At 62.7% G+C, this 25,604-nt stretch carries 24 protein-coding genes and 1 pseudogene; 9 read left to right on the top strand and 16 right to left on the bottom strand.

Going from position 1 to position 25,604, the window contains the following annotated elements:
- Nucleotides 1-201: 201 nt before the first annotated feature.
- The 5 genes from CP556_RS23250 (at nt 202) to CP556_RS23230 (ending at nt 6,002) form a co-directional block, all read left to right on the top strand.
- Nucleotides 202-1,800: a uracil-xanthine permease family protein gene (locus tag CP556_RS23250; RefSeq protein ID WP_098727979.1), complete on the top strand. Its 1,599-nt coding sequence runs from the start codon at nt 202-204 to the stop codon at nt 1,798-1,800.
- 185 nt (nt 1,801-1,985) lie between these two features.
- On the top strand, nt 1,986-3,194 hold the full coding sequence (locus tag CP556_RS23245; RefSeq protein ID WP_098727978.1) for a molybdopterin molybdotransferase MoeA: 1,209 nt from the start codon (nt 1,986-1,988) through the stop codon (nt 3,192-3,194).
- 102 nt (nt 3,195-3,296) lie between these two features.
- Complete coding sequence (locus CP556_RS23240) at nt 3,297-4,502, top strand: CaiB/BaiF CoA transferase family protein (protein WP_098727977.1); 1,206 nt, start codon at nt 3,297-3,299, stop codon at nt 4,500-4,502.
- Between the two features lie 16 nt (nt 4,503-4,518).
- Nucleotides 4,519-5,664, top strand: a complete 1,146-nt coding sequence (locus tag CP556_RS23235) for a thiolase family protein (protein WP_098727976.1) — start codon at nt 4,519-4,521, stop codon at nt 5,662-5,664.
- Nucleotides 5,661-6,002, top strand: a complete 342-nt coding sequence (locus tag CP556_RS23230) for a Zn-ribbon domain-containing OB-fold protein (RefSeq protein ID WP_098727975.1) — start codon at nt 5,661-5,663, stop codon at nt 6,000-6,002. The genes CP556_RS23235 and CP556_RS23230 overlap by 4 nt, the downstream gene beginning before the upstream one ends.
- Before the next feature lie 108 nt (nt 6,003-6,110).
- Here CP556_RS23230 and CP556_RS23225 read toward each other — a convergent pair whose 3' ends face one another.
- The 11 genes from CP556_RS23225 to CP556_RS25610 all read right to left on the bottom strand — a co-directional run bounded on the left by CP556_RS23225 (nt 6,111) and on the right by CP556_RS25610 (nt 16,004).
- Entirely contained in the window at nt 6,111-6,884 is a 774-nt protein-coding gene (locus CP556_RS23225) for an urease accessory protein UreF (RefSeq protein WP_098727974.1), read from the bottom strand.
- Complete coding sequence (gene ureE, locus CP556_RS23220) at nt 6,874-7,527, bottom strand: urease accessory protein UreE (protein WP_098727973.1); 654 nt, start codon at nt 7,525-7,527, stop codon at nt 6,874-6,876. The genes CP556_RS23225 and ureE overlap by 11 nt, the downstream gene beginning before the upstream one ends.
- On the bottom strand, nt 7,527-8,498 hold the full coding sequence (locus tag CP556_RS23215) for an urease accessory protein UreD (protein ID WP_098727972.1): 972 nt from the start codon (nt 8,496-8,498) through the stop codon (nt 7,527-7,529). The genes ureE and CP556_RS23215 overlap by 1 nt, the downstream gene beginning before the upstream one ends.
- A complete protein-coding gene (ureG, locus tag CP556_RS23210) occupies nt 8,495-9,115 on the bottom strand; it encodes an urease accessory protein UreG (protein WP_098727971.1) in 621 nt (206 codons plus the stop codon). The genes CP556_RS23215 and ureG overlap by 4 nt, the downstream gene beginning before the upstream one ends.
- Nucleotides 9,115-9,555 (bottom strand): urease subunit gamma, encoded by a 441-nt coding sequence (locus CP556_RS23205; RefSeq protein WP_098727970.1) that lies wholly within the window; start codon nt 9,553-9,555, stop codon nt 9,115-9,117. Before CP556_RS23205 ends, ureG begins: the two co-directional genes overlap by 1 nt.
- Before the next feature lie 137 nt (nt 9,556-9,692).
- Complete coding sequence (gene ureC / locus CP556_RS23200; RefSeq protein ID WP_098727969.1) at nt 9,693-11,399, bottom strand: urease subunit alpha; 1,707 nt, start codon at nt 11,397-11,399, stop codon at nt 9,693-9,695.
- The gene (locus CP556_RS23195) at nt 11,396-11,782 is read right to left on the bottom strand and encodes an urease subunit beta (RefSeq protein WP_098727968.1); all 387 of its coding nucleotides are present in this window, start codon (nt 11,780-11,782) and stop codon (nt 11,396-11,398) included. Before CP556_RS23195 ends, ureC begins: the two co-directional genes overlap by 4 nt.
- Nucleotides 11,783-11,846: 64 nt before the next feature.
- The gene (locus CP556_RS26285) at nt 11,847-12,005 is read right to left on the bottom strand and encodes a hypothetical protein (protein WP_176548326.1); all 159 of its coding nucleotides are present in this window, start codon (nt 12,003-12,005) and stop codon (nt 11,847-11,849) included.
- A gap of 1,074 nt (nt 12,006-13,079) precedes the next feature.
- Complete coding sequence (locus CP556_RS23190; RefSeq protein ID WP_098727967.1) at nt 13,080-13,319, bottom strand: DUF2061 domain-containing protein; 240 nt, start codon at nt 13,317-13,319, stop codon at nt 13,080-13,082.
- Between the two features lie 532 nt (nt 13,320-13,851).
- Nucleotides 13,852-14,880, bottom strand: coding sequence for an LLM class flavin-dependent oxidoreductase (locus tag CP556_RS23180; RefSeq protein ID WP_098727965.1), 1,029 nt, complete (start codon nt 14,878-14,880; stop codon nt 13,852-13,854).
- Between the two features lie 221 nt (nt 14,881-15,101).
- Nucleotides 15,102-16,004 (bottom strand): hypothetical protein, encoded by a 903-nt coding sequence (locus tag CP556_RS25610; RefSeq protein WP_141551752.1) that lies wholly within the window; start codon nt 16,002-16,004, stop codon nt 15,102-15,104.
- Nucleotides 16,005-16,182: 178 nt separating this feature from the next.
- On the opposite strand from CP556_RS25610, the pseudogene CP556_RS23175 reads away from it, so the two are divergent.
- Both CP556_RS23175 and lonB read left to right on the top strand, forming a co-directional pair.
- Nucleotides 16,183-16,529 (top strand): annotated as a pseudogene (locus tag CP556_RS23175) (transposase); the annotation flags it as partial.
- Between the two features lie 203 nt (nt 16,530-16,732).
- Nucleotides 16,733-18,877, top strand: a complete 2,145-nt coding sequence (gene lonB, locus CP556_RS23170; RefSeq protein ID WP_098727964.1) for an ATP-dependent protease LonB — start codon at nt 16,733-16,735, stop codon at nt 18,875-18,877.
- A gap of 272 nt (nt 18,878-19,149) precedes the next feature.
- On the opposite strand, the gene CP556_RS23165 is transcribed toward lonB, so the two are convergent.
- The 3 genes from CP556_RS23165 to CP556_RS23155 are packed head-to-tail and all read right to left on the bottom strand — an operon-like array spanning nt 19,150 to nt 22,048.
- Nucleotides 19,150-19,974 (bottom strand): polyprenyl synthetase family protein, encoded by an 825-nt coding sequence (locus tag CP556_RS23165; protein WP_098727963.1) that lies wholly within the window; start codon nt 19,972-19,974, stop codon nt 19,150-19,152.
- Nucleotides 19,975-19,979: 5 nt separating this feature from the next.
- Complete coding sequence (locus tag CP556_RS23160; RefSeq protein ID WP_098727962.1) at nt 19,980-21,452, bottom strand: MATE family efflux transporter; 1,473 nt, start codon at nt 21,450-21,452, stop codon at nt 19,980-19,982.
- Nucleotides 21,449-22,048, bottom strand: a complete 600-nt coding sequence (locus CP556_RS23155) for a TetR/AcrR family transcriptional regulator (RefSeq protein WP_098727961.1) — start codon at nt 22,046-22,048, stop codon at nt 21,449-21,451. The genes CP556_RS23160 and CP556_RS23155 overlap by 4 nt, the downstream gene beginning before the upstream one ends.
- Nucleotides 22,049-22,228: 180 nt before the next feature.
- On the opposite strand from CP556_RS23155, the gene CP556_RS23150 reads away from it, so the two are divergent.
- Nucleotides 22,229-22,852, top strand: a complete 624-nt coding sequence (locus CP556_RS23150; protein ID WP_098727960.1) for a TetR/AcrR family transcriptional regulator — start codon at nt 22,229-22,231, stop codon at nt 22,850-22,852.
- Between the two features lie 5 nt (nt 22,853-22,857).
- Here the strand turns inward: CP556_RS23150 and CP556_RS23145 are convergent, their stop codons facing one another.
- Entirely contained in the window at nt 22,858-23,283 is a 426-nt protein-coding gene (locus CP556_RS23145) for a zinc ribbon domain-containing protein (RefSeq protein ID WP_098727959.1), read from the bottom strand.
- A gap of 332 nt (nt 23,284-23,615) precedes the next feature.
- On the opposite strand from CP556_RS23145, the gene CP556_RS23140 reads away from it, so the two are divergent.
- Nucleotides 23,616-24,653, top strand: a complete 1,038-nt coding sequence (locus CP556_RS23140) for a sodium:calcium antiporter (RefSeq protein WP_098727958.1) — start codon at nt 23,616-23,618, stop codon at nt 24,651-24,653.
- 271 nt (nt 24,654-24,924) lie between these two features.
- Here CP556_RS23140 and CP556_RS23135 read toward each other — a convergent pair whose 3' ends face one another.
- Nucleotides 24,925-25,533, bottom strand: coding sequence for a TetR/AcrR family transcriptional regulator (locus CP556_RS23135; RefSeq protein ID WP_098728260.1), 609 nt, complete (start codon nt 25,531-25,533; stop codon nt 24,925-24,927).
- Nucleotides 25,534-25,604: the final 71 nt, after the last annotated feature.

The following is a 25,604-nucleotide window of genomic DNA, read 5'->3' as shown; positions in this document are numbered from 1 at the left end:
CGCTCGTATTTACATAGAACAATCAAATATAGATTTCGATCAAATATAGGAGCGGTTATTCCGCATTCCACCCGACTCTATGCAATAAATACGAATATTTTTGAACATGCTTTGTCAAGAGCTAGCAACAGACTTAAGTAATTGTCTTTGAATTATGAGGGATGTGGGGATGACAGCTCTTCACACAATCGGAGTCACGATATGACAGACAACGATCCACCGAACGACGGCGATGGTATAGCCGCTGCAGAGGGGAACATTCCGGCCACACAGGAGTCGGATTTCGTCGAATACAGCATCGAAGACAAACCGCCACTCCTCGAGTCGATACTGTTGGGGTTCCAGCACTACCTCACGATGATCGGTTCGACCATCGCTATCCCGCTGGTACTCATCGGGGCGATACAGGGTGCGGGCGGGTCCATGCCCGCGTCGGCCCAGGCGCAACTGATCGGGACCTTCTTCGTCGTTTCGGGCGTCGCAACCCTCGCACAGACGACGATCGGTAACCGGTACCCGATCGTTCAAGGCGGGACGTTCTCGATGATCGCCCCCGCAATCGCGATAATCGGGGCTCTCGGCGCCCAAGGCGTCGGGTACGAACTCATGTTGCGGGAGCTACAGGGCGCGATCATCGTCGCAGCGCTAGTCGAAGTAGTGATCGGCTACACCGGCGTAATGGGTGCACTGAAACGGTTCCTTTCGCCGGTCGTTATCGCACCGACCATCGCGCTGATCGGTCTCGCTCTCTTCAATACGGGACAGATCACGAGCGCGACCCAAGACTGGTGGCTGTTCGGCCTCACACTGGTGCTCATCATCGCGTTCTCGCAGTACCTCGACAAGTACCACACCGTGTTCCGACTGTTCCCGATCCTCCTCGGCGTCGGCCTCGCGTGGATTATCGCCGCCCTGCTCTCGGTGGGCGGCGTCTACGGCACCGGCGCAGCTGGATACGTGGACTTCGGAGCCGTTACCTCGGCATCCGCGATCCAGCCCGTCTCGCCGTTCCAGTGGGGTATGCCGACGTTCACGACGTCGTTCATCATCGGAATGTTCGCTGGCGTCGTCGCGTCCATGATAGAGAGCTACGGCGACTACTTCGCCGTCGCCCGGCTCTCGGGAATGGCCGCACCCAGCAAGAAACGCATCAACCACGGCATCGGCATGGAGGGACTCGGGAACCTGTTCGCCGGCATCATGGGGACCGGGAACGGATCGACCTCCTACTCGGAGAACGTCGGCGCCATCGGGATCACCGGCGTGGCGTCCCGATACGTCGTCCAGATCGGTGCGCTCGTCATGTTGGTCGTCGGCTACGTCGGCTACTTCGGGCAGCTGGTCGCGACCATCCCCAATCCGATCGTCGGGGCGCTGTTCCTCGCGATGTTCGGACAGATCACCGCGGTCGGTCTCTCGAACCTGAAGTACGTTGACCTCGACACGAACCGGAACGTGTTCATCGTCGGTATCGCGCTGTTCTCGGGGCTCGCGATTCCGAACTACATCGGCAACGTCGGGGCCGTGACTGACTTCCAGGCCGGACTCGAGGGCGTTGCCGTCCTCGGCCCAGTGTTGGGAACCGAACTCGTCTCGCAGACGCTGTTCGTCATCCTCGGAACGGGGATGGCCATCGGAGGCATCATCGCGTTCGTCCTCGATAACACCATCGAGGGGACGACCGAAGAGCGCGGGCTCGACGCATGGGACGAGCTCTCGGAGGACGAAGACGACTTCGTTAGCATCTTCGATCGGCTCAGCTCGGACGGCGGATCGAAACCTGTCGATCGCGCGGACTGATCGCCAATCGTCGAGCGTCGAGCGTCCTCGGCCGGTCGAGGAAGACGACGAGGAGCGGGTCACGTTCCACGATGAAGCCGATCCGTTGACCGTCTCTCTCGATCGCAACGAATGACTCGGCTCGCGGTGGGCCGTCGCGATCACCCCAACCGAACCTTTTTTCCGGTCACTGACGATTCTGTGGCATGGACGACTACGACGAGATGTGCTGGCAGCACGAGGCCGTCGACCACGTTCTCGCCGCTCGAGAGGAGTTCCTCGAGGATCGTGCGACATCGACCGTTCCAGTCGCTGAAATCGCCGGCCAACGCCTCGCCGAGCCGATAGTCGCCGAGACGGCCCAGCCGACGATCGATCGCGCCACCATGGACGGCTACGCGTTCGCCGACGACGACGGGCCGCTCGAGATCGTCGAGAACGCGGTGTTCCCGGAGACGAAACCGCCCGCGCTCGAGGCCGGACAGGCGATCGAGATCGCCACGGGGGCACCGCTTCCCGACCGGGCCGATACCGTCGTCAAGCGCGAGGACGCGGTCGTCGACGGTGGCCGCCTGCAGACGCCCGACCTCGCGACCGGAACGTACGTCTACGAGCGCGGCTCGAACGTCGAGGCCGGCGAGCAACTCTACATAGCCGGTGATCGGCTCACCGCGCTCGACGCCGTCTTGCTTCGGGACCTCGGCCGGGAGTCGGTCGTCGTCACCGCGCCGCTGTCGGTCGCCGTGCTCGCCACGGGGACCGAGATCCACGAGGGCCGGCACACGGACCTCGATTCGCCGATGCTCTGTAACCTGGTGCGGTCGTGGGGGCACTCCCCCTCGTATCGGGGATCGGTCCCCGACGAGGGCGACCGGGTCGAACGGCGAATCGCCGAGCTCGCGAGCGAGGCCGACGTGGTCGTGACCACCGGCGGGACGAGCGTCGGCAAGAAGGACTACGTGATCGACGCGCTCGAGTCCCTCGGCGACGTCGTCTTCCACAGGGTTCGGATCCGACCGGGCAAGCCGATTGCCGTCGCTCGGTTGCCCGACCACGACGCCCTGGCCGTCGCTATTCCCGGGAAGCCGATCGGGGCGTACGTGAGCGCTGCCCTCGTGGCTCGCCCGCTGTTCACGGGCGATCGAACGACGCCGACGCTCGAGCGAACGATCACTCACGATGTCGGACTCGGCCCCGAGGGCTTCGAGTACGCGATTCCGGTCACCCTCGAGGGCGACGATGCCACGCCGCTCGGGCACGTCGACTCCCCGCTCGCGGTGTACGAGGAGACGTTCGATCCCAGCGTGCTCTCCTCGAGCACGCGCGCGGCGACCGCCGACGGCTTCGTGCTCACGACCGACCCCCTCGACGCCGGAGCGCGGGCGGACGTGATTCCGACGGACAGCCTCGAGTGAGACGAGGCCGTGTGATCTCGACGGACAGCCTTGAGTGAGTCGGAGCCGAGACTGCCGATAGCAAAGTTTTTTGCCGACTGTGCGAATTGGTCATGGTATCACATGACTACCGGTGATCGCATTCTCGACGGCGTGAGAGTCGTCGATCTGACCACGTTCGTTACCGGCGGCTTCTGCTCGCTGATGCTCGCCAATCAAGGCGCTGAGGTAATCAAAGTCGAGCGGCCCGGCGTCGGCGACGACAATCGCCACTCGGGACCGCCGTTCATCGACGGCGAGTCGCCGTACTTCTGGACGGTCAACTACGGCAAGAAGAGCGTCGAACTCGACCTCAAGAGCGACGCCGGACGGGAGGCGCTGTACGACCTCGCGAGCGAGGCCGACGTCTTCCTCCAGAACTACCGCCCGGGGACGGCCGAGCGCCTTGACGTCGACGAAGAGACGATCCGGTCGCACAATGACGACATCATTTACTGTGCGATTTCGGCGTTCGGACAGACGGGGCCCTGGCGCGAACGGCCCGGCTACGATCTGCTGATTCAGGGGATGAGCGGCATGATGAGCGTCACCGGAGAGCCCGACGGCCGGCCGGTGAAAGTCGGCCTCCCGACGACCGATCTCATCACCGGGATGTGGGCCGCATTCGGCATCTCGAACGCGCTCTACCGGCGCGAACGGACGGGCGAGGGCGAGACCATCGATCTCGGCATGCTCGACGCCGCGCTTCCGTGGCTGACGAAACAGGCCGGCAAGGTGTTCGCGGGCGAGTCCCCCTCGCGTATGGGAACGAAAGATCCGGTGCTCGCCCCCTACCAGACGTTCGAGACCGCCGACGGCTACCTCAACGTCGCCTGTCTCAATCAGAAGCTCTGGAATGGGCTGTGCGAGGCGATCGATCGCCCCGAACTGGCCGACGACGACCGCTTCGAGACGAACGCCGACCGCGTCGAGCACATGGCCGAACTCGAGACCGAACTCGAACGGACGTTTCGCGAGCTGACGACCGACGAATGGATGACCCTGCTCGTCGACGAGGCGGGGCTTCCGGCGGGTCCGGTACACGACGTCGAGGACGCGCTGTACAACGAGCAGACGGAGGCCCGCGAATCGGTCACGTCGATGGAGCACCCAGAACACGGCGAGATTCCCGTGATCGAGCACCCGCTGAAGTACGATCGCTCGAGCAGCGGCTTCGAGTCGCCGCCGCCGAAACTGGGCGAGGACACCCGGAGCGTCTTCCGGGACCTCGGCTACGACGAAGCGGAACTGGACGACCTCACCGAGCGCGGCGCGTTCGGATCGGAGTGATGGGAGGCCCATCGAGATGACCGACGCGTTCGTTACCGGTGTCGGAATGACGCGATTCGAATCCGAGAGTGCCGGATCTGCGCTCGAGTTAGCCGAGCGAGCAGCGTGGCGAGCCCTCTCCGACGCTGCTGTCGAGCCGGCGGACGTGACGTCCGTCCACGTCGGAAACATGGCGGCCGAGGCGTTCGAGGGGCGAACGGGGCTCGAGAACGCCCTCTGTGGTGCGCTCGGCGTCGAGGGGGCAATCGCGGATCGAATCGAGAACACCAGCGCGAGCGGGGCGAGCGCCGTCCTTCGCGCCGTCCACGCGCTCGAGGCGGGCGCGTCGTCGCGCGCCCTCGTCGTCGGTGTCGAGACGATGACGGCCGCCGAGACGGACGCGGCGACGGAGCTCATCAGCCGTCTCGTCCACGACCGGGAGTACGCCCAGGGCGTCACCCTCCCGTCGTTTGCGGGACTCGCGGCCGAGCACTACCTGCGGACGTACGACATCGAGCCATCGGCGATCGCGCACGTGGCCGTCAAGAACCACCGCAACGCCGCGGCGAATCCGTACGCGCAGTTTCAGGAGCCGATCACGCTCGAGGAGGCGCGAACCTCGCCGCCCGTCGCGGAACCCCTTCGGCTGTACGACTGCTGTCCGACGAGCGACGGCGCGGCCGCGATCGTCCTCGAGACGACCCCGGAAACGGACGGGATCCGAGTCGCGAGCGTCACCGGCGCGACCGGCACCCACGCGGTCGCCGAACGACCGAATCCGCTCGAGATCGAGAGCGTCGAGCGGGCCGGTCAGCAGGCGTTAGCCGACGCGAACGTCATGCAGGACGACGTCGACGTCGCCTGTATTCACGACGCGTTCACGATCCTCGAGTTGCTCGAACTCGAGGAGCTGGGGTTCTACGACCCCGGCGACGCCTGGCGGGCGACGGCGGACGGCGAAACGGCCATCGACGGACGGCTGCCGGTCAACCCCGGTGGCGGGCTCAAGGCCCGCGGGCATCCCCTCGGCGCGACCGGCGTCGCCCAGATAATCGAACTCACCTGGCAGTTGCGCGGCGACGCCCCCGAGGAGCGACGCGTCGAGAGTCCGCGGACGGGGCTCGCGCTCAACGTCGCCGGATTCGGAAACAACGCGGTCTGTACGATCCTGCAAGTACCATGACTCGAGACGTTCCGACCGACCACGCGTTCGTCTGTGAATCGTGTGGAAGCCGCTGGTATTACACGCGCGACCGGTGCCCGGAGTGTCGGTCGACGGCGGCCGACTCCTACCGGCTCGGTGAGGGAACCGTCGTCACCGCGACGACTGTCCACGCGACGCCGCCCGGCGTTCGCTCGCCGAACCGGCTCGGGATGGTGCGGTTCGACGGCGACGTGACGATCGTCGCCCAACTCGGAGACGATAGCTCCGCCGGCGATACCGTGCGGTTCGGAGACGCCTCGGTCCTTCGAGCGGGCGATCGATCCGCCTCCGGGCCCCGGCTCATCGGAGTCGAGTGAGTCCGTTCCCGGCTCGGTACACTCGAGGAAGTTGCTAACCCGACTCGGCAGTTTCGAGCGAGCGTGACTGCTTCTCGCGCCGCGACAGATCGAAGAACGACCGCGGCGTCAGCTCATGAACAGCCGTCTTCCGGCGCGTTCGTGGTTCATCCCCATTATTTCGGCCAGCGGGGCAAAGGACGCCATCGCCGTCGGCTCGTCGTCGACGTGGCGCTCGCAGACCTCCGTTATCGTCGGCTCGAGTCGCTCGAGCACGGACTGGATCTCGGTGTGCCCGAACCGACCGAGCCGCTGGGCCGCCCCGAGCAGCCCCGACACGAACGAGTACGCGTGTGCGAGACAGGCCTCGAGTCGCGAGAGGCCGCGCGACGCGGTGACGACCCCGAAGACGACCGGGTAGTGGCCCGGCGTCGAACCGGTATCGATGGCGTCGGCGACGGTCGCTGCGAAATCGCCACCGTCGGTCGCCGTTTCGGTCGCGTCGGAGGAGGCTCCGGCCCGGTCGCCGTGCCCTTCGCCTGCGTTCGAGCCCGCCGCCCCGTTCGGTCCGAACAGTTCGGAGAGCTTCGCGCCCGCCTTGGTCGAACTCTCGCGGAACTCTCGGGGCAGGGTGACCGCATGGAGTCGCTCGTCGACGGCCAGCAGCCGCTCGAGATCCGATTCTGCGCACGCGGCGTGAGCGTTCGCTAGCGCGACCGTCTCGCAGGGACCGACCACGCGACGGAGGTAGGCCGCGAGCAGGTCCCGCAGATCGTCGCCGGTCTCGACCCGATCCTCGTTGATGTACTGCTCGAGACCGTAAGAGGCTGTGTACCCCCCGACGGGGAGAAACGAATCCGAGAGCCGGAGCGCCGTCAGGAACGGACTCGGGTCAGTGGTCATGGTGGGATTCGTGCGGGTTGTCGTGTGTGTGGTCGTGATCGTGGGAGTGACCGTGTTCGTGCTCGGTCCCGTGGCCGTGACCGTGTTCAGGCCCGTGCTCGTGTCCCTGCTCTGAACCGTGATCGACGCCGCGTGCGCCGCCGGGATCCGCGTCCTCGAGGTCGGTCACGAACAGGTCGGCCTCGACGGTCGTCTCGCGGACGTCCGAGCCGGGAACGACGTCGGCGACGACCCGCTCGACGATGTGGCGGTCGGCCTCGAGCGGGACGTAAACGTCCCCGTCGTCGATCGCGAGATCCCAGTGCTGGTTGCCGATTCGGTGGCCGAGTTCGACCGCCGCCTCGAGCCGCTCGGCCGTCGCGTCGGGCAGCGAGACGACCAGCGCGTCGCGGGGTTCGAACGCGACGACGATCAGCCGGTCGTCCTCGACCAGCAACACGTCGCCCGCCGAGACCGCGGCCTTGTCCACGACGACGCCGACATCGGTGCCCGCGTCCGTCGTCGCCCGGAACCGCGACCGCCGGCGGTCGTCCGCGTCGATGACGACGCGCTCGAGCGTGCCCGCCGACTCGTGGCCGGCGTACAGCGCCGCGAGGTCGTCGTCGGCGTGGACGTTGCCGACAATACCGTCGATTCGTTCCATCAGTATCGCCGGTCGGCGGGTACGCCGACCCCCACTAGCTGTCGTCTCGTCGCGTCCCACGCGGCGCGCAGCGTCTCGGTCACGTCCGCCTCCCGGTGGCCGAGGAGACGGACGACTGCGCCGACGTCGTGGGGAAGCCGCGAGACCCCGGCCTCGACGCCGTCGCGGTCCGCGATCTCGTCGTGGATCCCGTCGATCAGCGCCTCGAGGTCGCTCTCGCCGGGCGCGGGCGCGTCGTCATGATCGTCACCGCTCGGTGCGAAGACGTACAGCGAGCCGACGACGCCGTACTCGCCGACGCTGGCCGGATCGCGCGGATCGCGCTCGTTCGGCCGCAGATCGACCGCGTCGGCACAGACCAATCGCCCCTCGTGTTCGGCCTCGACGCGCGACTGGTAGTGATCGAAGCCGAACGGCTCGTGGTCGCTCAGCCCGTCCGGAACGAGGACATCGGCCACCACGACGACCGCGTCGTCCGCCAGTTCGACATCGATCGTTTGGAGGCAGCGCGCGTCTTCGTTGACGATCGTCGGCCCCGGAACGTACTCGAGGTAGCTCCCCTCGGCCGCCCGGAGCGCGGTATCCAGGTGGGCGTAATTCGCGGTCATGCTGTGGACCTTCGTCGCGCTCTGGGTCGTCACGTGCGCTCGCGCCCCCGCTCGAGCGTCGATCCGCATCCGGTGGCGGTCGCCCTGGGCGACGCCGCCGGTCGGCTCCTGTGCGACCAGCGTCGTCAGCCCGGGCACCGGATCGGTGTCGAGCGTTCCCGTCAGGTGGTAGGGGACCGTCACGTGGTCGCGGATCAACCGGGTCGGGCCATCGTCTCGCCGGGCGAACGTCGCCTCGAGCAGGCCGTTCTTCCCGGGGCCGCCAGCGGGCGCCTGCGCGAGCGATTCGTCGGCGTAGGCCTCGAAGGACGGCGGAAGGGGGAGCCCGTCGTCTGCGGTCGTCCCCGAGCGCGCCCCACTCACGCGAACAGCACCTCCCGCTCGACGTGCTCGAGGACCGCGTCGATCCCCTCGCCGTCCTTGCAGTTAGTGAAGACGAACGGGTCGTCGCCCCGCACCGCGTTCGTATCGTCCTCGATCACCTGCAGGTCGGCGTCGACGTGCGGTGCGAGGTCCGTTTTGTTGACGACTAGCAGGTCGGCCTGCATGACGCCAGGGCCGCGCTTGCGGGGAATATCCTCGCCCTCCGCGACGCTGATGACGAACAGGAAGTAGTCGGCCAGTTCGGGGTTGAAGGTCGCGGCGAGGTTGTCGCCGCCGCTCTCGACGAGGACCACATCCAGATCGGGATGACGTTCGGTGAACTCGTCGATCGCCGCAAGGTTCATGGAGGGATCCTCGCGGATGCCCGTGTGTGGGCAGGCCCCCGTTTCGACCCCCTCGACGAGGTCTGCGGGTAGCAGGTCGGCGAACGACTCCCGAAAGACGTCGGCGTCCTCCTGCGTCATGATGTCGTTGGCGATGACGCCGACCTCGTAGCCCCGGTCGACGAGTTCGGGGACGATCCGCTGGACCATCGCCGTCTTCCCGGAGCCGACGGGGCCGCCGAGACCGACTTTTGCGACGTCGCGGTACCCCATCAGTCGCCCTCCGTGGGTTCGGGGCCGCCGCCCGTGGTATGCGCTTCGCTCGAGTCGTCGCTTCCCAGCGCGTCGGGATCGGTCACGACGTCCTCGCCGGGGTCCGGATCGACTGTCTCGAGTTGGTCTGGGCCGTCCGCGCGGATCGGATCGTGGACGGTCACCAGCTTGGTTCCGTCGGGGAAGACGGGCTCGACCTGGATCATGTCGACCATCGCCGGGACGCCGTCCATGACGTCCTCGCGAGTGAGTAACTGGGTCGCCTCCGAGCGGATCTGCGCGACGGACTTGCCCTCGCGGGCGGCCTCGCAGGCCCAGTCGGAGATGTACGCGACCGTCTCAGGGTGGTTGAGCTTCACACCGCGGTCCTTTCGCCGGCGGGCGAGTTCGGCGGCCATGAACACCGTCAGCCGCTCCATCTCCTTGGGCGAGAGGTTCATCGGTCCACCTCCGTTCGGACGGGGCGTCGGTTCGAGTGACTCGAGCGCGGCGTCCTCGAGGCGGTCGACCTCGAGCGAACTGTTCGTCTCCTCGATTCCGTCGCGATCGGTGGGATAGCTGTGTGGGAGATCATGATTCAGAGCAGGTATCGCTGTGCCAGCGGGACGTCGTCGGCCGGGTCACAGGTGACGTGTTCGCCATCGACCTGGACCTCGAACGTCTGCGCGTCGATTTCGATGTCGTCCGGGCAGTGATCGTTGTGCAGCATATCCGATTTTCGGACCGATCGCGTGCCGCTGACGGGCCGGACGGGCGTCTTGAGGTCGTAGGCGTCGCCGACCTCGTTCTCGGAGGCGGCCTCGCTGACGAACGTCACCGAGAGGCCGTGTTTCGCTCGCCCCTGTGCGCCGGCGCGTTCGCGACCGATCACGGGCTCGCAGGTCATCAGCGAGCCGTTGGCCTCACCCATCTGGGACCAGACCGGGAAGCCGCCCTTGATAACGACTTCCGGCTTGATCCCGAAGAAGGCCGGATCCCACAGCGCGATGTCCGCGAGGTTTCCGGGCTCGAGCGAGCCGACGTAGTCGTCGATTCCCGCCGTGATCGCCGGGTTGATCGTGTACTTGGCGACGTAGCGCTCGATCCGGGCGTTGTCCGCGTCGGTTCCCTCGTCGGCCTCGAGCGGGCCGCGCTGGGCTTTCATCTTGTGGGCGGTCTGCCACGTTCGGCTCACCATCTCGGCCATTCGGCCCATCGCCTGCGAATCGGTGGTCATCATCGAGATAGCGCCGGTGTCGTGGAGGACGTCCTCCGCGCCGAGCGTCTCCGCGCGGATGCGCGACTCGGCGAAGGCGACGTCCTCGGGGACGTCCGGGTTGAGGTGATGACAGACCATCACCATATCGAGGTGTTCGTCGAACGTGTTCTCCGTGTAGGGCATCGACGGGTTCGTCGACGACGGCAGCATGTGCTCGTGGCCGATCAGTTCGAGCACGTCGGGCGCGTGGCCGCCGCCGGCGCCCTCGATGTGGAACGTGTGGATCGCGCGGCCGTCGATGGCGTCGAATGTGTCCTCGACGAACCCCGACTCGTTCAGCGTGTCCGTGTGGATACAGACCTGAACGTCCTCCTCGTCGGCCACCTCGAGGCAGGTATCGATAGCCGCGGGCGTGGAGCCCCAGTCCTCGTGGAGTTTCATCCCGCACGCGCCGGCCTCGACCTGCTCGTGGAGCGATTCCGGCCGGCTGCTGTTGCCCTTCGCATAGAAGCCGACGTTGACGGGCCAGTCCTCGGCGGCCTGCAGGAACCGCTGGATGTTCCGCGGACCGGGCGTACAGGTGGTCGCACCGCCCCCGAAGCCGCCGCCGAGCATCGTCGTCACGCCCGAGGCGAGCGCGTGGTCGACCAGCTGCGGGCTGTTGAAGTGAACGTGGATGTCCAGCGCGCCGGGCGTCGCGATCAGCCCGTCGGCGGGGACGGTGTCGGTACTCTGCCCGATCACCATGTCGACGCCGTCCATCGTGTCCGGGTTGCCCGCCTTTCCGACGCCGACGATCTTCCCGTTGCGGACGCCGATGTCGCCTTTGCAGACGCCCAGCACGGGATCGATGATCACGACGTTCGTAAAGACCCAATCGAGGGTCCCTTCGGCCTGCGTCGTGCCGGATTGCATTCCCATCCCGTCGCGCATCGTCTTCCCGCCGCCGAAGACCGCCTCCTCGCCAGGGACGCCGTAGTCGGTCTCGATCTTCGCGAACAGGTTCGTATCGCCCAGCCGAAGCCGGTCGCCCTCGGTCGCGCCGAACAGTTCCGTATACTCCCTGCGCGGGAGGTCCCGGCTCATTCGTCCGCCTCCGCGATATAGCCCCGCTCTCGAGCACGCTCGAGCGCTCGAGCCTTCACGTCCTGGTCGTCGAGTTCGCCGCCGACCAGGCCGCCCATCCCGTGAACGATTCGGTCGCCGCCGATATCGACGAGATCGACCTCGCGTTCGCAGCCGGGCTCGAATCGAACGGCCGTGCCCGCCGGAATATCCAGCCGCATCCCGTACGCCGACTCGCGGTCGAACTCGAGTCCCGGGTTCGCCTCGAAGAAGTGAAAGTGTGAGCCGACCTGTGCGGGCCGATCGCCGGTGTTCTCGACCGTGACCGTCGTCGTCGACCGTCCCTCGTTTATCGTCACCGGCTCGTCGGCCGGGAGCAACGCTCCCGGAACGAACTCGCTCATTCCTCGATCACTCCGGACGCGGTACCGGAGACCGCAATATCATGTGTACTCGTCATGGTAGCGGTCAGTTGTTCGCGGCGTCCTGCTGTGGACGGAGCCAATTGCGCAACCGGTCCGAGACCGAACCGAGTCCGAGGCCCGCCACGAACGAGAGGAAACTCGGGACGAGTATCCAGAGGAGGTCGGGGTGCTGTGCACCAGTGTGTAACGGAGCGTCAAGCATACACGTTCTCCATAGCCGATTACGGCAGTTAATATCCTGATGGCGGCCATATTTGCCACACCTACAACTAAATCTGGTACTCTTTGTGGAAACGGGACGCGTTCTCGAGTAAAGTCTACTGTTCGTCCACGGCGTTAAAATAGCCGGTCCGATTGTGTAGCGCGACGACGGCATCAATACTGGCTGTCAGAGAGACCGCGGAGTCACTGTCGGACTCGGAAACGAGTTCTATCGACGCCAAAATATTCGCGAATATCCCTCACGAGATCAGTCTCGACTCCCATTCGGTCACACGTCGGCCCGTCATCGCTCTGTCGACTCCCGTTTCCGCGAGTGATCGCACTCCGTGGCGTGCGAAGCGACACCGCGCGAACTCGTTCGATCGAGCATCCCGCTTCACCTGCCCATAGTACCGCATTCTAATACTATCGCTGTTTCAGAGGTGTTCGGTATCGATCGGGCGGAGTCGACGAGCCAAAATCGGGGACAGAACGCTGACCGACGGCCGGTCGACGGAAGCAACTGAATCGCGTTTCGGCCGATGAAACTGCGATCCGACTCGACACTCAGCGCGACCGGCTGTATGCTCCCATCGATTCAAGGCCAGCGCACTCCGCCGAATTCGACGTTTCCCGTCTCGAGAGACACCACTACCATCTCTCGGCTCACTGCGTTCAAACGGAAACATGATATCTCAGTCGCCGCGTTCCCGTCGGGTCCACATCCCGGTTCAACGCTACACTCCATTGTCACGAACTCCGATTTCGAGACGACATGCATGAAAACCGACACACTGACAAACACATAGTTTAAATTACTGAATGGAGGAAGTGTCTGTTCTAGCAGCACTATAGGGACGGGATTCGATAACCGCCGAACGGTGGTTGCAGAGCGATGCATCTACTGAAAGAATCTACTCCGAACAGTGCCATTGCTCGGCGACAGAGGCGCCGCTCGTCCCCGCCTCCGATGAACCGATTCGCGCGGTTCCGAATCGGCCGAATCTGAGAATGGAACGAGTACTTTCATCGGCCCAGACGCCGAGTGGCATGAAGAACGAGGACCCGACGGAGATCACGAGTCAGGCAGTACCCCCCACGTGATGTGGTCCCATGTCCGCTCATAGACGTAGTACGTCCCCGTCTTCAGTAGATTAGTTATAAGACCGATATTTATCGCGGCGCTTATATCACCGACGATCAACCACGCGACGAGTATCGTGATCAGCATCATGAACAGCCGATAGCAGAGCGTTTTGACGATAGCCCGTTTCCGGGCCTGAATAGCTGACCGGGAAACCACGTTCCGTCCCATACTCCGTTTTCGGAGAGTACCCCCATAAATAACTAATATTGGCATCATAATTGCCTATTAGTAACTATAATAGGTTTCGTATCGAGCAGTCCGCTCCAGCGATACTCTGCTCGCATCACTCGAGTTCGTTCGTGGGTATCGATGCGAGCAACCGATCTTTCGGGTCGCTTGTGACGTCCGTAGATCGCGTACTCCTCCGAAAACGGAGTCAGAGAGAGGTATGGAACAGCCCTTCAGCGGATGATGAGAGAAAATCGGATGGTTGGCCTCCGGCCGACGTTGCTCGGGGGTCGACCGACGACTGCTGCGAGCCCGTTCTCCGATTCGGACGTGTCGTTGGCTTCGATACTCGTGAACGATCGTTCGTTCCCATTCCGGGACTGGGACGAGAAAAGGCAGATCGCTCGTTTGGAAGGGATACTGGCGGCTGCCAATCGCTGGGAGGGAACGTCCGGGGAGCGGTTCACCAGGAGGAGACGCTCCGCTGAAAGCCGCGAATTCCGACAGCGGTCTCCGACGCTGGCAGCCCCCGTCAGCGAGACGTGAGGCCGATGCCATCGGCAAGCAATTCGTGAGAGCGGAGCGCATCGTCGTGGTCGGCGACGACGTGTTGGATCATCACTTCGTCGACACCGACGCGATCAGCGAGTTGCTCCAACAGGCCCGCGAGCGTGTCCGGATCGCCGGAAATGGCGCGTGGCCACTCGTCGGGACCGAGCGTTGCAGGCGTTGGCTCCGGGACGCCACCGAGTTCGTCGATGGCCTCCTCGATGGACGGTGTGGTGCCAACCTCTCCGCGTTGCATCCGCTTGAACGACGCCTCGGCCACCGCTCGTATCCGCGCCGCTTCCTCGTCGGTCTCGGCACAGACCGCGTTCACCGCGATCATCCCCTGGGGCTCGTCGATGCCGTCGGCCAGCCGTGACGACTGGAACTGCTCGCGATACTCCTCGAGCGACCGCGCGGCCAACTGCGGCCGAATGAACGCCGCGAAACAGTACCGCAAGCCGAGTTCGCCCGCAATAGCCGCGCTGGAGGGACTCGAGCCGAGCACCCACGGCACCGGTTCGGCCTCGCCGGAGCGCGGGAGCTCGAGGTCGCTGTAGGCGTGCCCTTCTGGATAGTCGTCGTAGAGGTGATCGATGACGGCCTCGATTTTCTCGGCGTGGTCGTCGTCGGGATTCTGCACGCGTCGGTCCGTCTCGAGGGCCCGGTCGGCGGCCGGCGACCCGTTCGCCCGCCCGAGACCCGCGTCGATGCGACCCGGTGCGAGCGCGTCCAGCGCGCCGAACTGTTCGGCGACCTTGAACGGGCTGTAGTGGTTGAGCAACACCGCCCCGGAGCCGAGGCGGATCGAATCGGTTTCGGCGGCGAGGTGCCCGAGCAACACTTCGGGTGTCGTCCCCGCGATCCTGCTCGCCATTCCGTGGTGTTCGGCGACCCAGAACCGCGAGTAACCGAGTCGTTCGGCCTGCTGTGCGGCTTCGACGGTGTTCGCGTAGGCATCGGTCGCGGTGCCGTCGTCGGGAACCGGAGAGAGATCTACGGCAGAGAGTTCCATATCCGATCTCGGTGACTACGAGGGATAACGGTTCGGTTAGTGGAACCGTTTTACTCACCCGTTCGAGGGTGTCATAGAACTCTTCTCACATCGTGATGATCGTGCTTCCCGGATTGTCTCCGCGTTCGTAGTTTGTGATAGCGACGACGAGGCGAAAGCACAGGGCAAGAAGACGCTCCGTGAGGCAGGGTTATCACGCTATGGGACGGATCTGTGTCACCTTATTCTCGTCTATCAAGGTATTCTTCGAGATTATTGATGATTTCTTCGTCATCAAACCGGAGATCGTTTCGATCGAATCGAATACTCGGTAAAAGACCGGATCGATGTAATATTACATGGTACTCCGATACTGTAACGTATTTTATCTGTGACATTGGTATAAATTGGCGCCAGGTGACAAGTTTTCCACCTCCACTCCGACGAAGCTCTAACCCAGCCGGAGTAAGCTTATAGGCTCTATCAGACAGCACTGTGTTTGTTGTACTAGATACTGTGACGACGACAACGAGAGCAGTTAACACAGTCAGATGTGGAGGAAGCCAAAATGAAAGTAGCCCAACTAGGACCAATCCAGTGACCATGGTGAATATCTGCACTTTTATTCTGTGAGCCCGCGGCCACCTGGAAGTCCATTCTATCAGGACGTTCTCGGATGCGATAGCGGAAGACGCAACCCGATTACGAGCCGTGAGTATGGCAATCTCACCTGCCACAGCTGCGACAATCCCGAGTAGGAACCCAGTCGCACCGACGAGACTTGACACGGGGATGGAAGCCGGGTCAATGAGATAGACAGCGACCACCTCGAGGACACTAAAATGGTAAGCCATCATTGGAACGAGTCCGAGAAGCGGGAAGAGCCAGGCTACCCAACCTGAGTTCAGCCAAGAGGCTATTTGTCCGTTGTCGGTTGTTAGGAATGCCGTCCCGGAACCGATAGTAATACCGATCGTTCCTAGAACGGCGAATGCAAGCACTTTGCTGCGCAAGCCCAAATACTCCACAGTGAACAGAGTAAGCGTCGGCGCAATCAGCGCGGCTACGTAGCTGCCGACGAGCACGCCGAATCGAGGACCCAATCCATCCGGTGAAACTACCGAGTTTTCGGTATTATATTTCATATTTGATTTTGATGTGGTTCATATAAAGTATTTAGGTGCGCTGAAAACTGAGTGTTGACCTCAGCGTGAAGGAGGGAGTTGAAGCGGTTTCTGACGAGTGCTGTTACTGAAGACTCGCCGGCCCAAGGTCGCGGGCTGGCTGTCAGCCCGCGACCGGAGCGTACGCGTCGGGACGCACGTCCTCGATTGGCACGACCACCTGCTGGCCCAGGGGTCGTGCCAATCGCTCCGTACAATCCACGAAACACTGACGACCCGAAAGACATCGGGTACAGGGTCGAAGATCGCATTGAGGAACATAGCGAGGACGTTCAGCTGAAGCAATCTATCTTGGACGAGACGTACAACAACCGGACAGGCGTCGAACGAACCAACGACGCGGTCAAGGACTGCGGCCTCGGGCACGTCCGCGCCCGAGGCCGGGTTCACGCACGAACAGAAGTATTTGTTGCGCTCTGTCTACGACTCGTCGTTGCCATCACCAACTACGAGCGAGGAAACGATCCGGGCTGTGAGATATTATGAGATGGATTCTATGACACGCTCCACCCGTTCGCGTAATTTGATGATCCCTCCGCTTTCCCACGGACGGAACGCGGAGTCCCATCGGCCGCCCGTTTTCCGGCTATAGCCGTTGTATTCCACGACGTACGCAACTGCTACTATCTCCCCTATGGAGAAAGTATATCTGTCGCAATCCCCTCGTCTTCGATACTGAATCGAGTTCTATGAGTAACAATACAGACGTTGATGACTCTCCCGAAGACGCTTCGGACACCGCCGACGAGGAACGGTCCGAGCGGCAGGGAGATCAGTCGCCGCTCGAGGAAGACGGCGACCGTCGTCCCGACGTCGACGATCCGAGCGACGAGTTCGAGTCGTCGTCCGACGAGGAGGAGAGAGACGATATCGAGACCGTCGACGATCTGGGGAGTACGGTCGAAGTCGATCCCGGCGTCGAGGTCGACGAGGAGATCGCCGAGGACGACCTTCTCGGCGGTCTGAAGATCGACTCGACGGAGGATATCGAAGTCCCCGACCGACTCGTCGATCAGGTCATCGGTCAGGACGAAGCACGAGACATAATTATCAAAGCGGCGAAGCAGCGCCGCCACGTCATGATGATCGGCTCGCCGGGGACCGGCAAATCGATGCTGGCGAAGGCGATGAGCCAACTGCTTCCGCAGGAAGACCTACAGGACGTCTTAGTCTATCCCAATCCGGACGACGACAACGAGCCGAAAGTACGGACCGTCCCTGCCGGAAAAGGGGAGCAGATCGTCGACGCTCACAGGGAGGAGGCGAACAAGCACAACCGGCGGCGCTCGATCCTGATGTGGGTCATCATCGCAGCCATCATCGGCTACGCCATCTTCGTCGGTCCCCTCCTGCTCGGCTTTCTTGCAGCGGGGGTCATCTGGCTGATCTTTCGGACCATGGGCAAGGGTGGGGATGCGATGGTGCCGAACCTGCTCGTCAACAACGGCGAGCAGCGCGTCGCCCCCTTCGAGGACGCGACCGGTGCCCACGCCGGCGCGCTGCTGGGCGACGTCCGCCATGACCCGTTCCAGTCCGGCGGCATGGGAACTCCGAGTCACGAACGGGTCGAACCCGGTTCGATCCACAAGTCCAACAAGGGCGTGTTGTTCCTCGACGAGATTAACACGCTCGACATCCGGACCCAGCAGAAGCTGATGACGGCGATTCAGGAAGGCGAGTTCTCCATTACGGGCCAGTCCGAGCGCTCCTCGGGCGCGATGGTCCAGACCGAACCCGTCTCCTGTGACTTCATCATGGTCGCCGCGGGGAACCTCGACGCCATGGAGAACATGCACCCCGCGCTCCGCAACCGGATCAAGGGGTACGGCTACGAGGTCTACATGGACGACACCATCGAGGACACCCCCGAAATGCGGCGCAAATACGCCCGCTTCATCGCCCAGGAGGTCGAACGCGACGGCCGCCTCCCCCACTTCACCGACGACGCCGTCGAGGAGATCCTCCTCGAGGCCAAGCGGCGCTCGGGTCGGAAAAACCACCTCACGTTGCACTTCCGTACCCTCGGTGGGCTGATCCGCGTCGCGGGAGACATCGCCCGCGCCGAGGATCGTGAGTACACCACTCGAGACGACGTTCTTCGGGCCAAAGACCGATCGCGCTCGATCGAGCAACAGCTCGCCGACGACTACATCGAGCGCCGCAAGGACTACGAGCTACAGGTCAACGACGGCGGCGTCGAGGGCCGCGTCAACGGCCTCGCCGTCATGGGCGAGGATTCGGGTATTATGCTCCCCGTGATGGCCGAGATCGCGCCCGCACAGGGCGGCGGTCAGGTGATCGCGACCGGCAAACTGCAAGAGATGGCCGAGGAGTCGGTCCAGAACGTCTCCGCGATCATCAAGAAGTTCTCCGACGTCGATCTCTCGGAGAAGGACGTCCACATCCAGTTCGTTCAGGCCGGCGAAGGCGGTGTCGACGGCGACTCCGCCTCGATTACGGTTGCGGCCGCCGTCATTAGCGCACTCGAGGACATCCCGGTCGACCAGTCGATCGCGATGACCGGTTCGCTCTCCGTGCGCGGCGACGTACTGCCAGTTGGCGGGGTCACCCACAAAATCGAGGCCGCCGCGAAGGCCGGCTGCACCACGGTCATCATCCCCGAAGCGAACGAGCAGGACGTGATGATCGAGGACGAGTACGAGGAGATGATCGAGATCATCCCCTGTTCGAACATCAGTGAGGTCCTCGACGTCGCCCTCATGGGCGAACCGAAAAAGGACTCGCTGGTCGACCGGCTGAAATCGATCACCGGGACGACGTTCGATCAGGGCACCGTCGGTTCGACCACCGGCTCGAATCCGAGCCTGCAGTAACCGACCCGGTAGTCGCTGTTCGCGGTAGTACGAGTATCGGGCGATAACGACTGTTCGTCGGAGCGAGGTGGATTCAATTTTGCGCACCGTGAACACACCAGTTTGCAGCGGACGGAGAGTTCCAGACGCGGCGTTCGAGAGTGAGAAGCACGACCAGGCACAAACGAGAGGCGTCGTATTTCGCTGGTGCCGACTCGAGGGAGACCGTATCACGCGGCGCTGCTTCGTTGCGACCACTCACTCATACTGGCCGCTGTGATCAGTCGCTGTTGCTACGATTCGTCGCTGCTGCGACCTGCTATACTCTCCGACACAGTTTCCGCACCGAACGCTCGCAAGGAGGGGACGTCGACAGCGGACGAAAGCTGTCGAAGCGCGCGGTCCGTTTCTCGGAGGCGTCGGTTCGCGTGCTGGCGGAGTCGGCGTTCAGTGAGTGTTGTCCCCGTCCGGACAGAGAGACCATCAGAAGCGAGGATATCCTGTATCTTCCAGACCGTGCCGAATCCACGCCCCAGTGTCGCAAAGTGGTCGCCGTCTGGGCCGTCGATACCCGCCAGCGTTGCACCGATGACGGCAGCCCCTCGACCGAGCGCGCCGGCAGTGTTATCGATAGCCGAGCAGTACTCGGCCGGCGACGGTGGTGACTGCAGACAGTCGCTTCCCAACGCCTCGATGATCGACTCCGAGACGGTCGTGAGTTCTTCGACGCACTCCGCGATGCAATCCGCGGGAAGGGTTCCGAGCGTGGAATACGCCGACGTATAGAGGTAGTCCGAGGCCAGCAATGCGGGCGTCACCTCCCGCTGCAACGAATCAATGGCCTCGTTGTCGAGTTGGCGTATCAGTTCCTCGCGAAGCCGAAGGTATCCGCGAAGCAGTTCGATCGCTGTCGCTGCGGGAACCGCTACCGCTCGATCCGCCGTCGTCGCCAGAGAGTTGTGAGAGAGGGCTACCAGTTGCCCGTACCACCGAGTATCACGCTCCAGAACTGCCGTCGAGGCGGGAGCTAACCGACCGCTCTCTGTCCCGTCGAGCGCCCGCTCGAGTCGGGTGTCGATTTCGGTCCGTCGGTCAGTGAGTGAGAGGTTGTGAGCCATCGTCGTTAGTCGTCCGTTGTCGGGACCTCGACACTGGTCTCATCGATGCCGACGTCCGATTCGGTCAGATCTCCCGCTCGCCAGGTCCCGCGCTGATACCACGCGTACGCGATGGCCGCACCGGCGACGTTAGAGGCGGCAAACGAGAGCCAGATGCCCGATTCGCCGATCGAACTGGCGAAAACCCACGCGATCGGGAAGCGGATGAACCCGAGCATCAGCACGGAGATCGCTGCTGCAGTGAGCGTCTTCCCGGCACCGCGGAAACTACCCGTGTACGCCCGCATAATTCCGATGAACCCGAACGTCAGCGCGACGTAGCGCAGAAACTCCGTGGAGATTTCGACCACTTCGGGATCCGTCGTGAACAGGTCGGCGATAGGTGCCGCACCGAACCAGATGAGAACTCCCGCACCCGTGAGGATACCGAAGAGGGCCTTCGCTGCGAGCGCCGTCGCCTGCTCGGCTCGATCTGGCTTGTCCGCACCGATGTTCTGTCCGGTCATCGTCTCGACACCGCGGGCGACCGCGATCGCGGGCAGGAAGACGACCGAGAAGACGCGCGTGCCGATCCCGTACGCGGCGACGACTGTATCGGGGAAGAACGCGACGATGAACAACAGCAGGTTCATCGACACGGCTCGTCCCGTCCCCTCGATCGAGGCGGGGACGCCGATTCGGGCGAGGCGGCGGAGATAGGTGAAATCGGGCACCATGTCTCGGAGATTGATCTGGACGCCACGCTCCCCGCGAAACATGATCGCGAGGCCGACGACCAGCGCCAGCGCACGAGAGAACACCGTCGCGATCGCGGCGCCTTCGATTCCAAGTTCGGGGAAGGCAATGGTGCCCACGAGCGGTGCGTTCTCGACGACCGTCCACCCGAAGATCAGGAACGGGTCGATGATGATGTTGAGAACCACCGAGCCGAACATGACCAGCATCGGTGTGATCGTGTCTCCGTAGCCTCGCATGAGCGCGACGAACACGGCGAACCCGAACATGAACAGAAGACCCAGCGAGATGACTTCCATGTAACTCGAGGCCATCGGGAGCACGTCGGGAGACGCGCCCATGAATCCGAGGAAGTCTCCGACGAAGAGATAGCCGACGACGCCGAGGATGACCGACGCGATGCCGGCGAATGTCATCGTCTGTGACGCGGCGTATTCGGCTTCCGTCTCCTCGCCAGCACCCGTATACTGGGCGACGAGAACGCTTCCGGCGACTGAGATGCCCATTCCGAGCGAGATCAGTAGAAACACCATCGGGAACGCGAAGCTGATCGCCGCGAGCGCGTCCGTGCTGTACTGACCGAGCCAGAACGTATCCGCGAGATTGTACGCGGTCTGAAAGAGGTTCGTGACGACGATCGGCATCGACAGGAAGAAGAGCGGTTTTCCGATGCCGCCCGACGTGAGGTCGAACTCCTCACGCCCTTTGAAGAGCGAACTGATGCGACGTCGAATGCCCGTCATTGCGCTCCCTCCACCGGTGTCCTGATCAGTAGATCCGTCTCAATATGGGACGTAATGGTCTCGGAGAGACGATCCGTCGAATACTCGACCGCGACTTGACGAGTGTGAGATCCCACGATCAGCGTCGTGAACACCTCGGCGATACGCGACGGAGCGACGCTCTCGTCGAATTCACCCGCGTCGATGCCGGCCGCGATTATCTGTCGTATCCGTTCGAAGAGATAGTCGCCAAATTCGACGAGGCGGTCCCGGATTTCGTCGTCGTACGGAGCCTGTGCCGTCACTTCGAGCATTGCAGTGCGGAACTCCGTCCCGGGCGTGTCCTCCTCATCAGTGAGCAACACCTCGAGTAGTGAGCGGAGATGTTCTCGGGGAGAGTCCCTGGCAGTCGAATCTATCTGGGTCGTATACCGGTCGTAGAGAAAGTCAAGAAACGCAACGAACAGTTCGTTCTTGCTATCGTAGTAGTAGTGGATAGATGCTTTACTCATCGGGGATTCATCGGCGATATGCTGCAACGTGAGTGCAGCGTACCCGTGCTTGCAGAGGGCATGATATGTTGCATCCAGGATTTCACTGGTTGGTTCGTCGTTCATGTCGGTCGATACGGTTACTTACTGACTAGTTAGTCAAAAGCGTTCGGAAACGGGATCGGTCCGAAACCATCGCTTCGTTTTGCGTTCGTTCAGTCGGCGGCGGTCGAGGAGATACCGAAACGATTCATCCTGACGAGTGGGTCAAAACTGTTATCCCTCGCCTACGTGAGTATCGATACGATGGCTGATCCGCCGACAGAGACAGTCTCTGACCCAAACGAGGCAATCATGCGGGCCACGTACCGTGCACTTCGAGAGCACGGATACGCCGATCTCACGATCCAACGGATCGCCGACGAATACGGAAAGTCGACCGCTGCGATCCACTATCACTACGATACGAAAGAGGATCTACTCGCGGCGTTCCTGGACTATATCCTCGAGCAGTTCAAGGATGCGGTCCACGAGGTCGAAACGACAGACCCCGAACAGCGACTCGAGTTGCTACTCGACAAACTGCTCGTCGACCCCGAGGACCACCTGGATCTGCTCGTCGCAATACTGGAAATGCGTAGTCAGGCACCGTACAAGGAACGGTTTCGCGAACGGTTTCGGCAGAACGACGAGTACGTCCGGTACATGCTTCAGACGGTGATCGACCACGGGATCGACGAGGGCGTGTTCGCAGCTGTCGACGCCGAACACGAGGCGCGAGCGCTCATGACGATCGTCGACGGCGCCCGCACTCGAGCGGTCGTACTAGACGAGGAGCGTGCGTTGACGACGGCGAGGCGGATCGCCGACGAGTACGTGGCGAACGTGCTGGTGAACGACCGTCGAGGAGACGGGTCGCAGCGCGGCTAGCGGGCCTACTCACTGCTGATCTGACGCATCCGGTCGACGTCCTCGACGGAATTCGTACACCAGTGACAGAACTCGAGTTCCGGATCGAGGTCGTGTCCGCAGTGGGGACAGGCGACCGCGCTTTCGTCGGCGTCATCGGACGAACTGGCGGCAGCGTTCTGTCGCTGCGCGATCCGATACGCGTCAACGACGCTGAGTCCGATGACGATGAACATCGGTGTGACCGCCAGCAGCGTTCCGGGAGTCCAGTTCCCGGTCAGAAACGCGTCGACCGCCGCCGGATCGACGAACAGTACACTCGCGCCGAAGGAGGCAACGAGCCATCCGATCCCGCGACCCCACCGACGGAGATAGAGGTGGCCGAGACCGGTAGCCAACGCTGCGAGAAGCGCTGCAAACCACGGTCGTTTCTGTGGTAGCGACTGGGGCATATATTGACTAATCGGTCAGTCAGCAATAAGCCTTCTCCCTTTCGGCTCCCCCTCGAACGGCTTCGCTCACCTCTCGACAACACCCGGTGTAGAGTCGCACCGCTGCGGACCGATTCGCTTGACCGCTCGAGACGCGAGGACGGCGATTGGGGTCTCGATGCAGTCGTAAACGTCGTCTCTCGTCGCCGAACACCGACCGGAGTTCGATCCGAGACGCTCGCGTGACCGGTCGATAGCCCCAACTGAAAGTCACTGCAGACCCGACCGCACGACGAGAGCGCGGTATCGATCCATAGAATAATTAAAAGGACTCGAGTCGGTATCGACGGGCAATGGCCCTCGGTGGTGTACTCCCGGACGTGCCCGTTGTCAACGGGCTCGTCATCGTCGTTGCATCTGGCCTCATCTGGGTCGGCAGTAACTGGCTCGAGGACTCAGCGGAACGCCTCTCGGCATACTACGGATTGCCAGCGGTCGTCCAGGGATCGATCGTCGTCGCTATCGGCTCGAGCTTTCCAGAGTTGTCGAGCGTCGTCTTCACGGCGCTTGCCGGAACGTTCAACATGGGTATCGGGGCGATCGTCGGTTCCGCTATTTTCAACATTCTCGTCATCCCCGCACTCTCCGGGATCGCGACGGACGGCGACCTAGACACGAACCGGGCCATCGTGTACAAGGAAGCACAGTTCTACATGATCGCCGTTGCCACGCTGATCATCACCTTCGCACTCGCCGTGATTTACGTTCCCGTTCCCGACGGACCCGAACTTACCGGACAGCTCACGCGTCCGTTAGCGCTGCTCCCCCTCCTCCTCTACGGGTTGTATCTCTTCATCCAGTGGCAAGATGTCAGCGACCACGAGGCCGAAGACGCACCGACTGGGATTTCCGTCGGCCACGAGTGGGGAACACTCGCTGTCGGCTTACTCGTCATCCTCGTGGCCGTCGAACAGCTGGTCGGTGGCGTCGAATCGCTCAGCCAGACGTTCGGTATCCCCGAGTTCCTCGCCGGTGTCACCATCATCGCGGCGGCGACGAGCCTTCCGGACACGCTCGTGAGCGTCCGGTCTGCCAAGGCGGACAAGGGGATCACGAGTCTCGGGAACGTGCTCGGATCGAACACGTTCGACCTTCTGGTCGCGATTCCGATCGGCGTTCTCATCGTCGGGAGCGTGCCCGTCGATTTCGCGGTGGCCGTCCCGATGCTCGGCGTCCTCACCCTGGCCACCGTTCTCTTGTTCACGTTTTTGCGCACCGATCTCTCGGTCACGAAGCGGGAATCCGTCGTGCTACTCCTGGCCTACGGCTTGTTCGTCACGTGGATCATCGCCGAAACCGTCGGCGTGACACATCTCCTCAAGGGAACGTAGCGGGCGACTACTATCTCGGCTCGCGGGGTCAGAGATGACGTTGCGAACGTCTCGAGGATCTTGCAGAGAATCTATAGTAGCCACTGCAAGTCACTGCACACCTGCTCGCACGACAGTAGCGCGGTTCGGAGCGAACGTAGTGAGCGAGAACCGCGGAAATGCGAACGGCGAGCAAAGCGAGCCGTGAGCGAACGGAGTGAGCGAGAACCGCGTACTGTGCGATCAGTGTGTAACTAGTTGCAGTTGGTACTATAGTCGTTTGCTCGCCGTCTCACTCCGCTTCGAGGAGGCAGTTTCGCACGTATCGCTCGAATTCGGCGCGGGCGTCGTCGAAGACGTCGTCGTTACTGGTTACGCGCTGGGTCATCGTTCCGGAGAACACGATCTGGAAGAGCGCTGCCGTTTCCTGTGGATCCACCTCCTGAAAAACGCCCTGTTCGATACCCGAGCGGATCGTGTGGACGACGTGTTTTCTGACGAACTGATCGCTCCGGGTGAAATACTCGCGGTAGTCCTCGTCGTGTGCGGCCTGTATTCGGAGCTCGACGAGTGCTTGCGTGAAATCGGTGTCCGGCCTGCCGTCGCCGAACGAGAACGTGCTATCGACTATTTCTTCGATGTGGGCGTCGGCTCCACCCTCTCGGTACGTCGGCAGCTGTTCCTCGAGCTGGTCCAGCATGAACTCGAGGAAATCGAGGAGGAGGTCGTCCTTGCTGTCGTAGTGGTGGTACAACAGCGACTTGCTCTTCGAGAACTCGTCTCCGATCCGCTGGATCGTGAGGTCGCTGTATCCGTGTTTACAGAGCGCGATATATGTCGCTTTCATGATCGCGTCCCGAGTATCGTCCGGTTCCTCGAGGAACGGTGGTGGGTGCGTCATATTGCTAGCCTCCTCGCTGTCAGCCATCTCTCGCCGAAACGTGCGGTTGCCAGCGTTGGACACCGGACGGA

Source organism: Natrinema sp. CBA1119 (genome assembly GCF_002572525.1).
Taxonomy (GTDB): Archaea; Halobacteriota; Halobacteria; order Halobacteriales; family Natrialbaceae; genus Natrinema.
The sequence above is the reverse complement of the archived record's forward strand: the minus strand, read 5'-3'. Positions and strand labels throughout refer to the sequence as shown.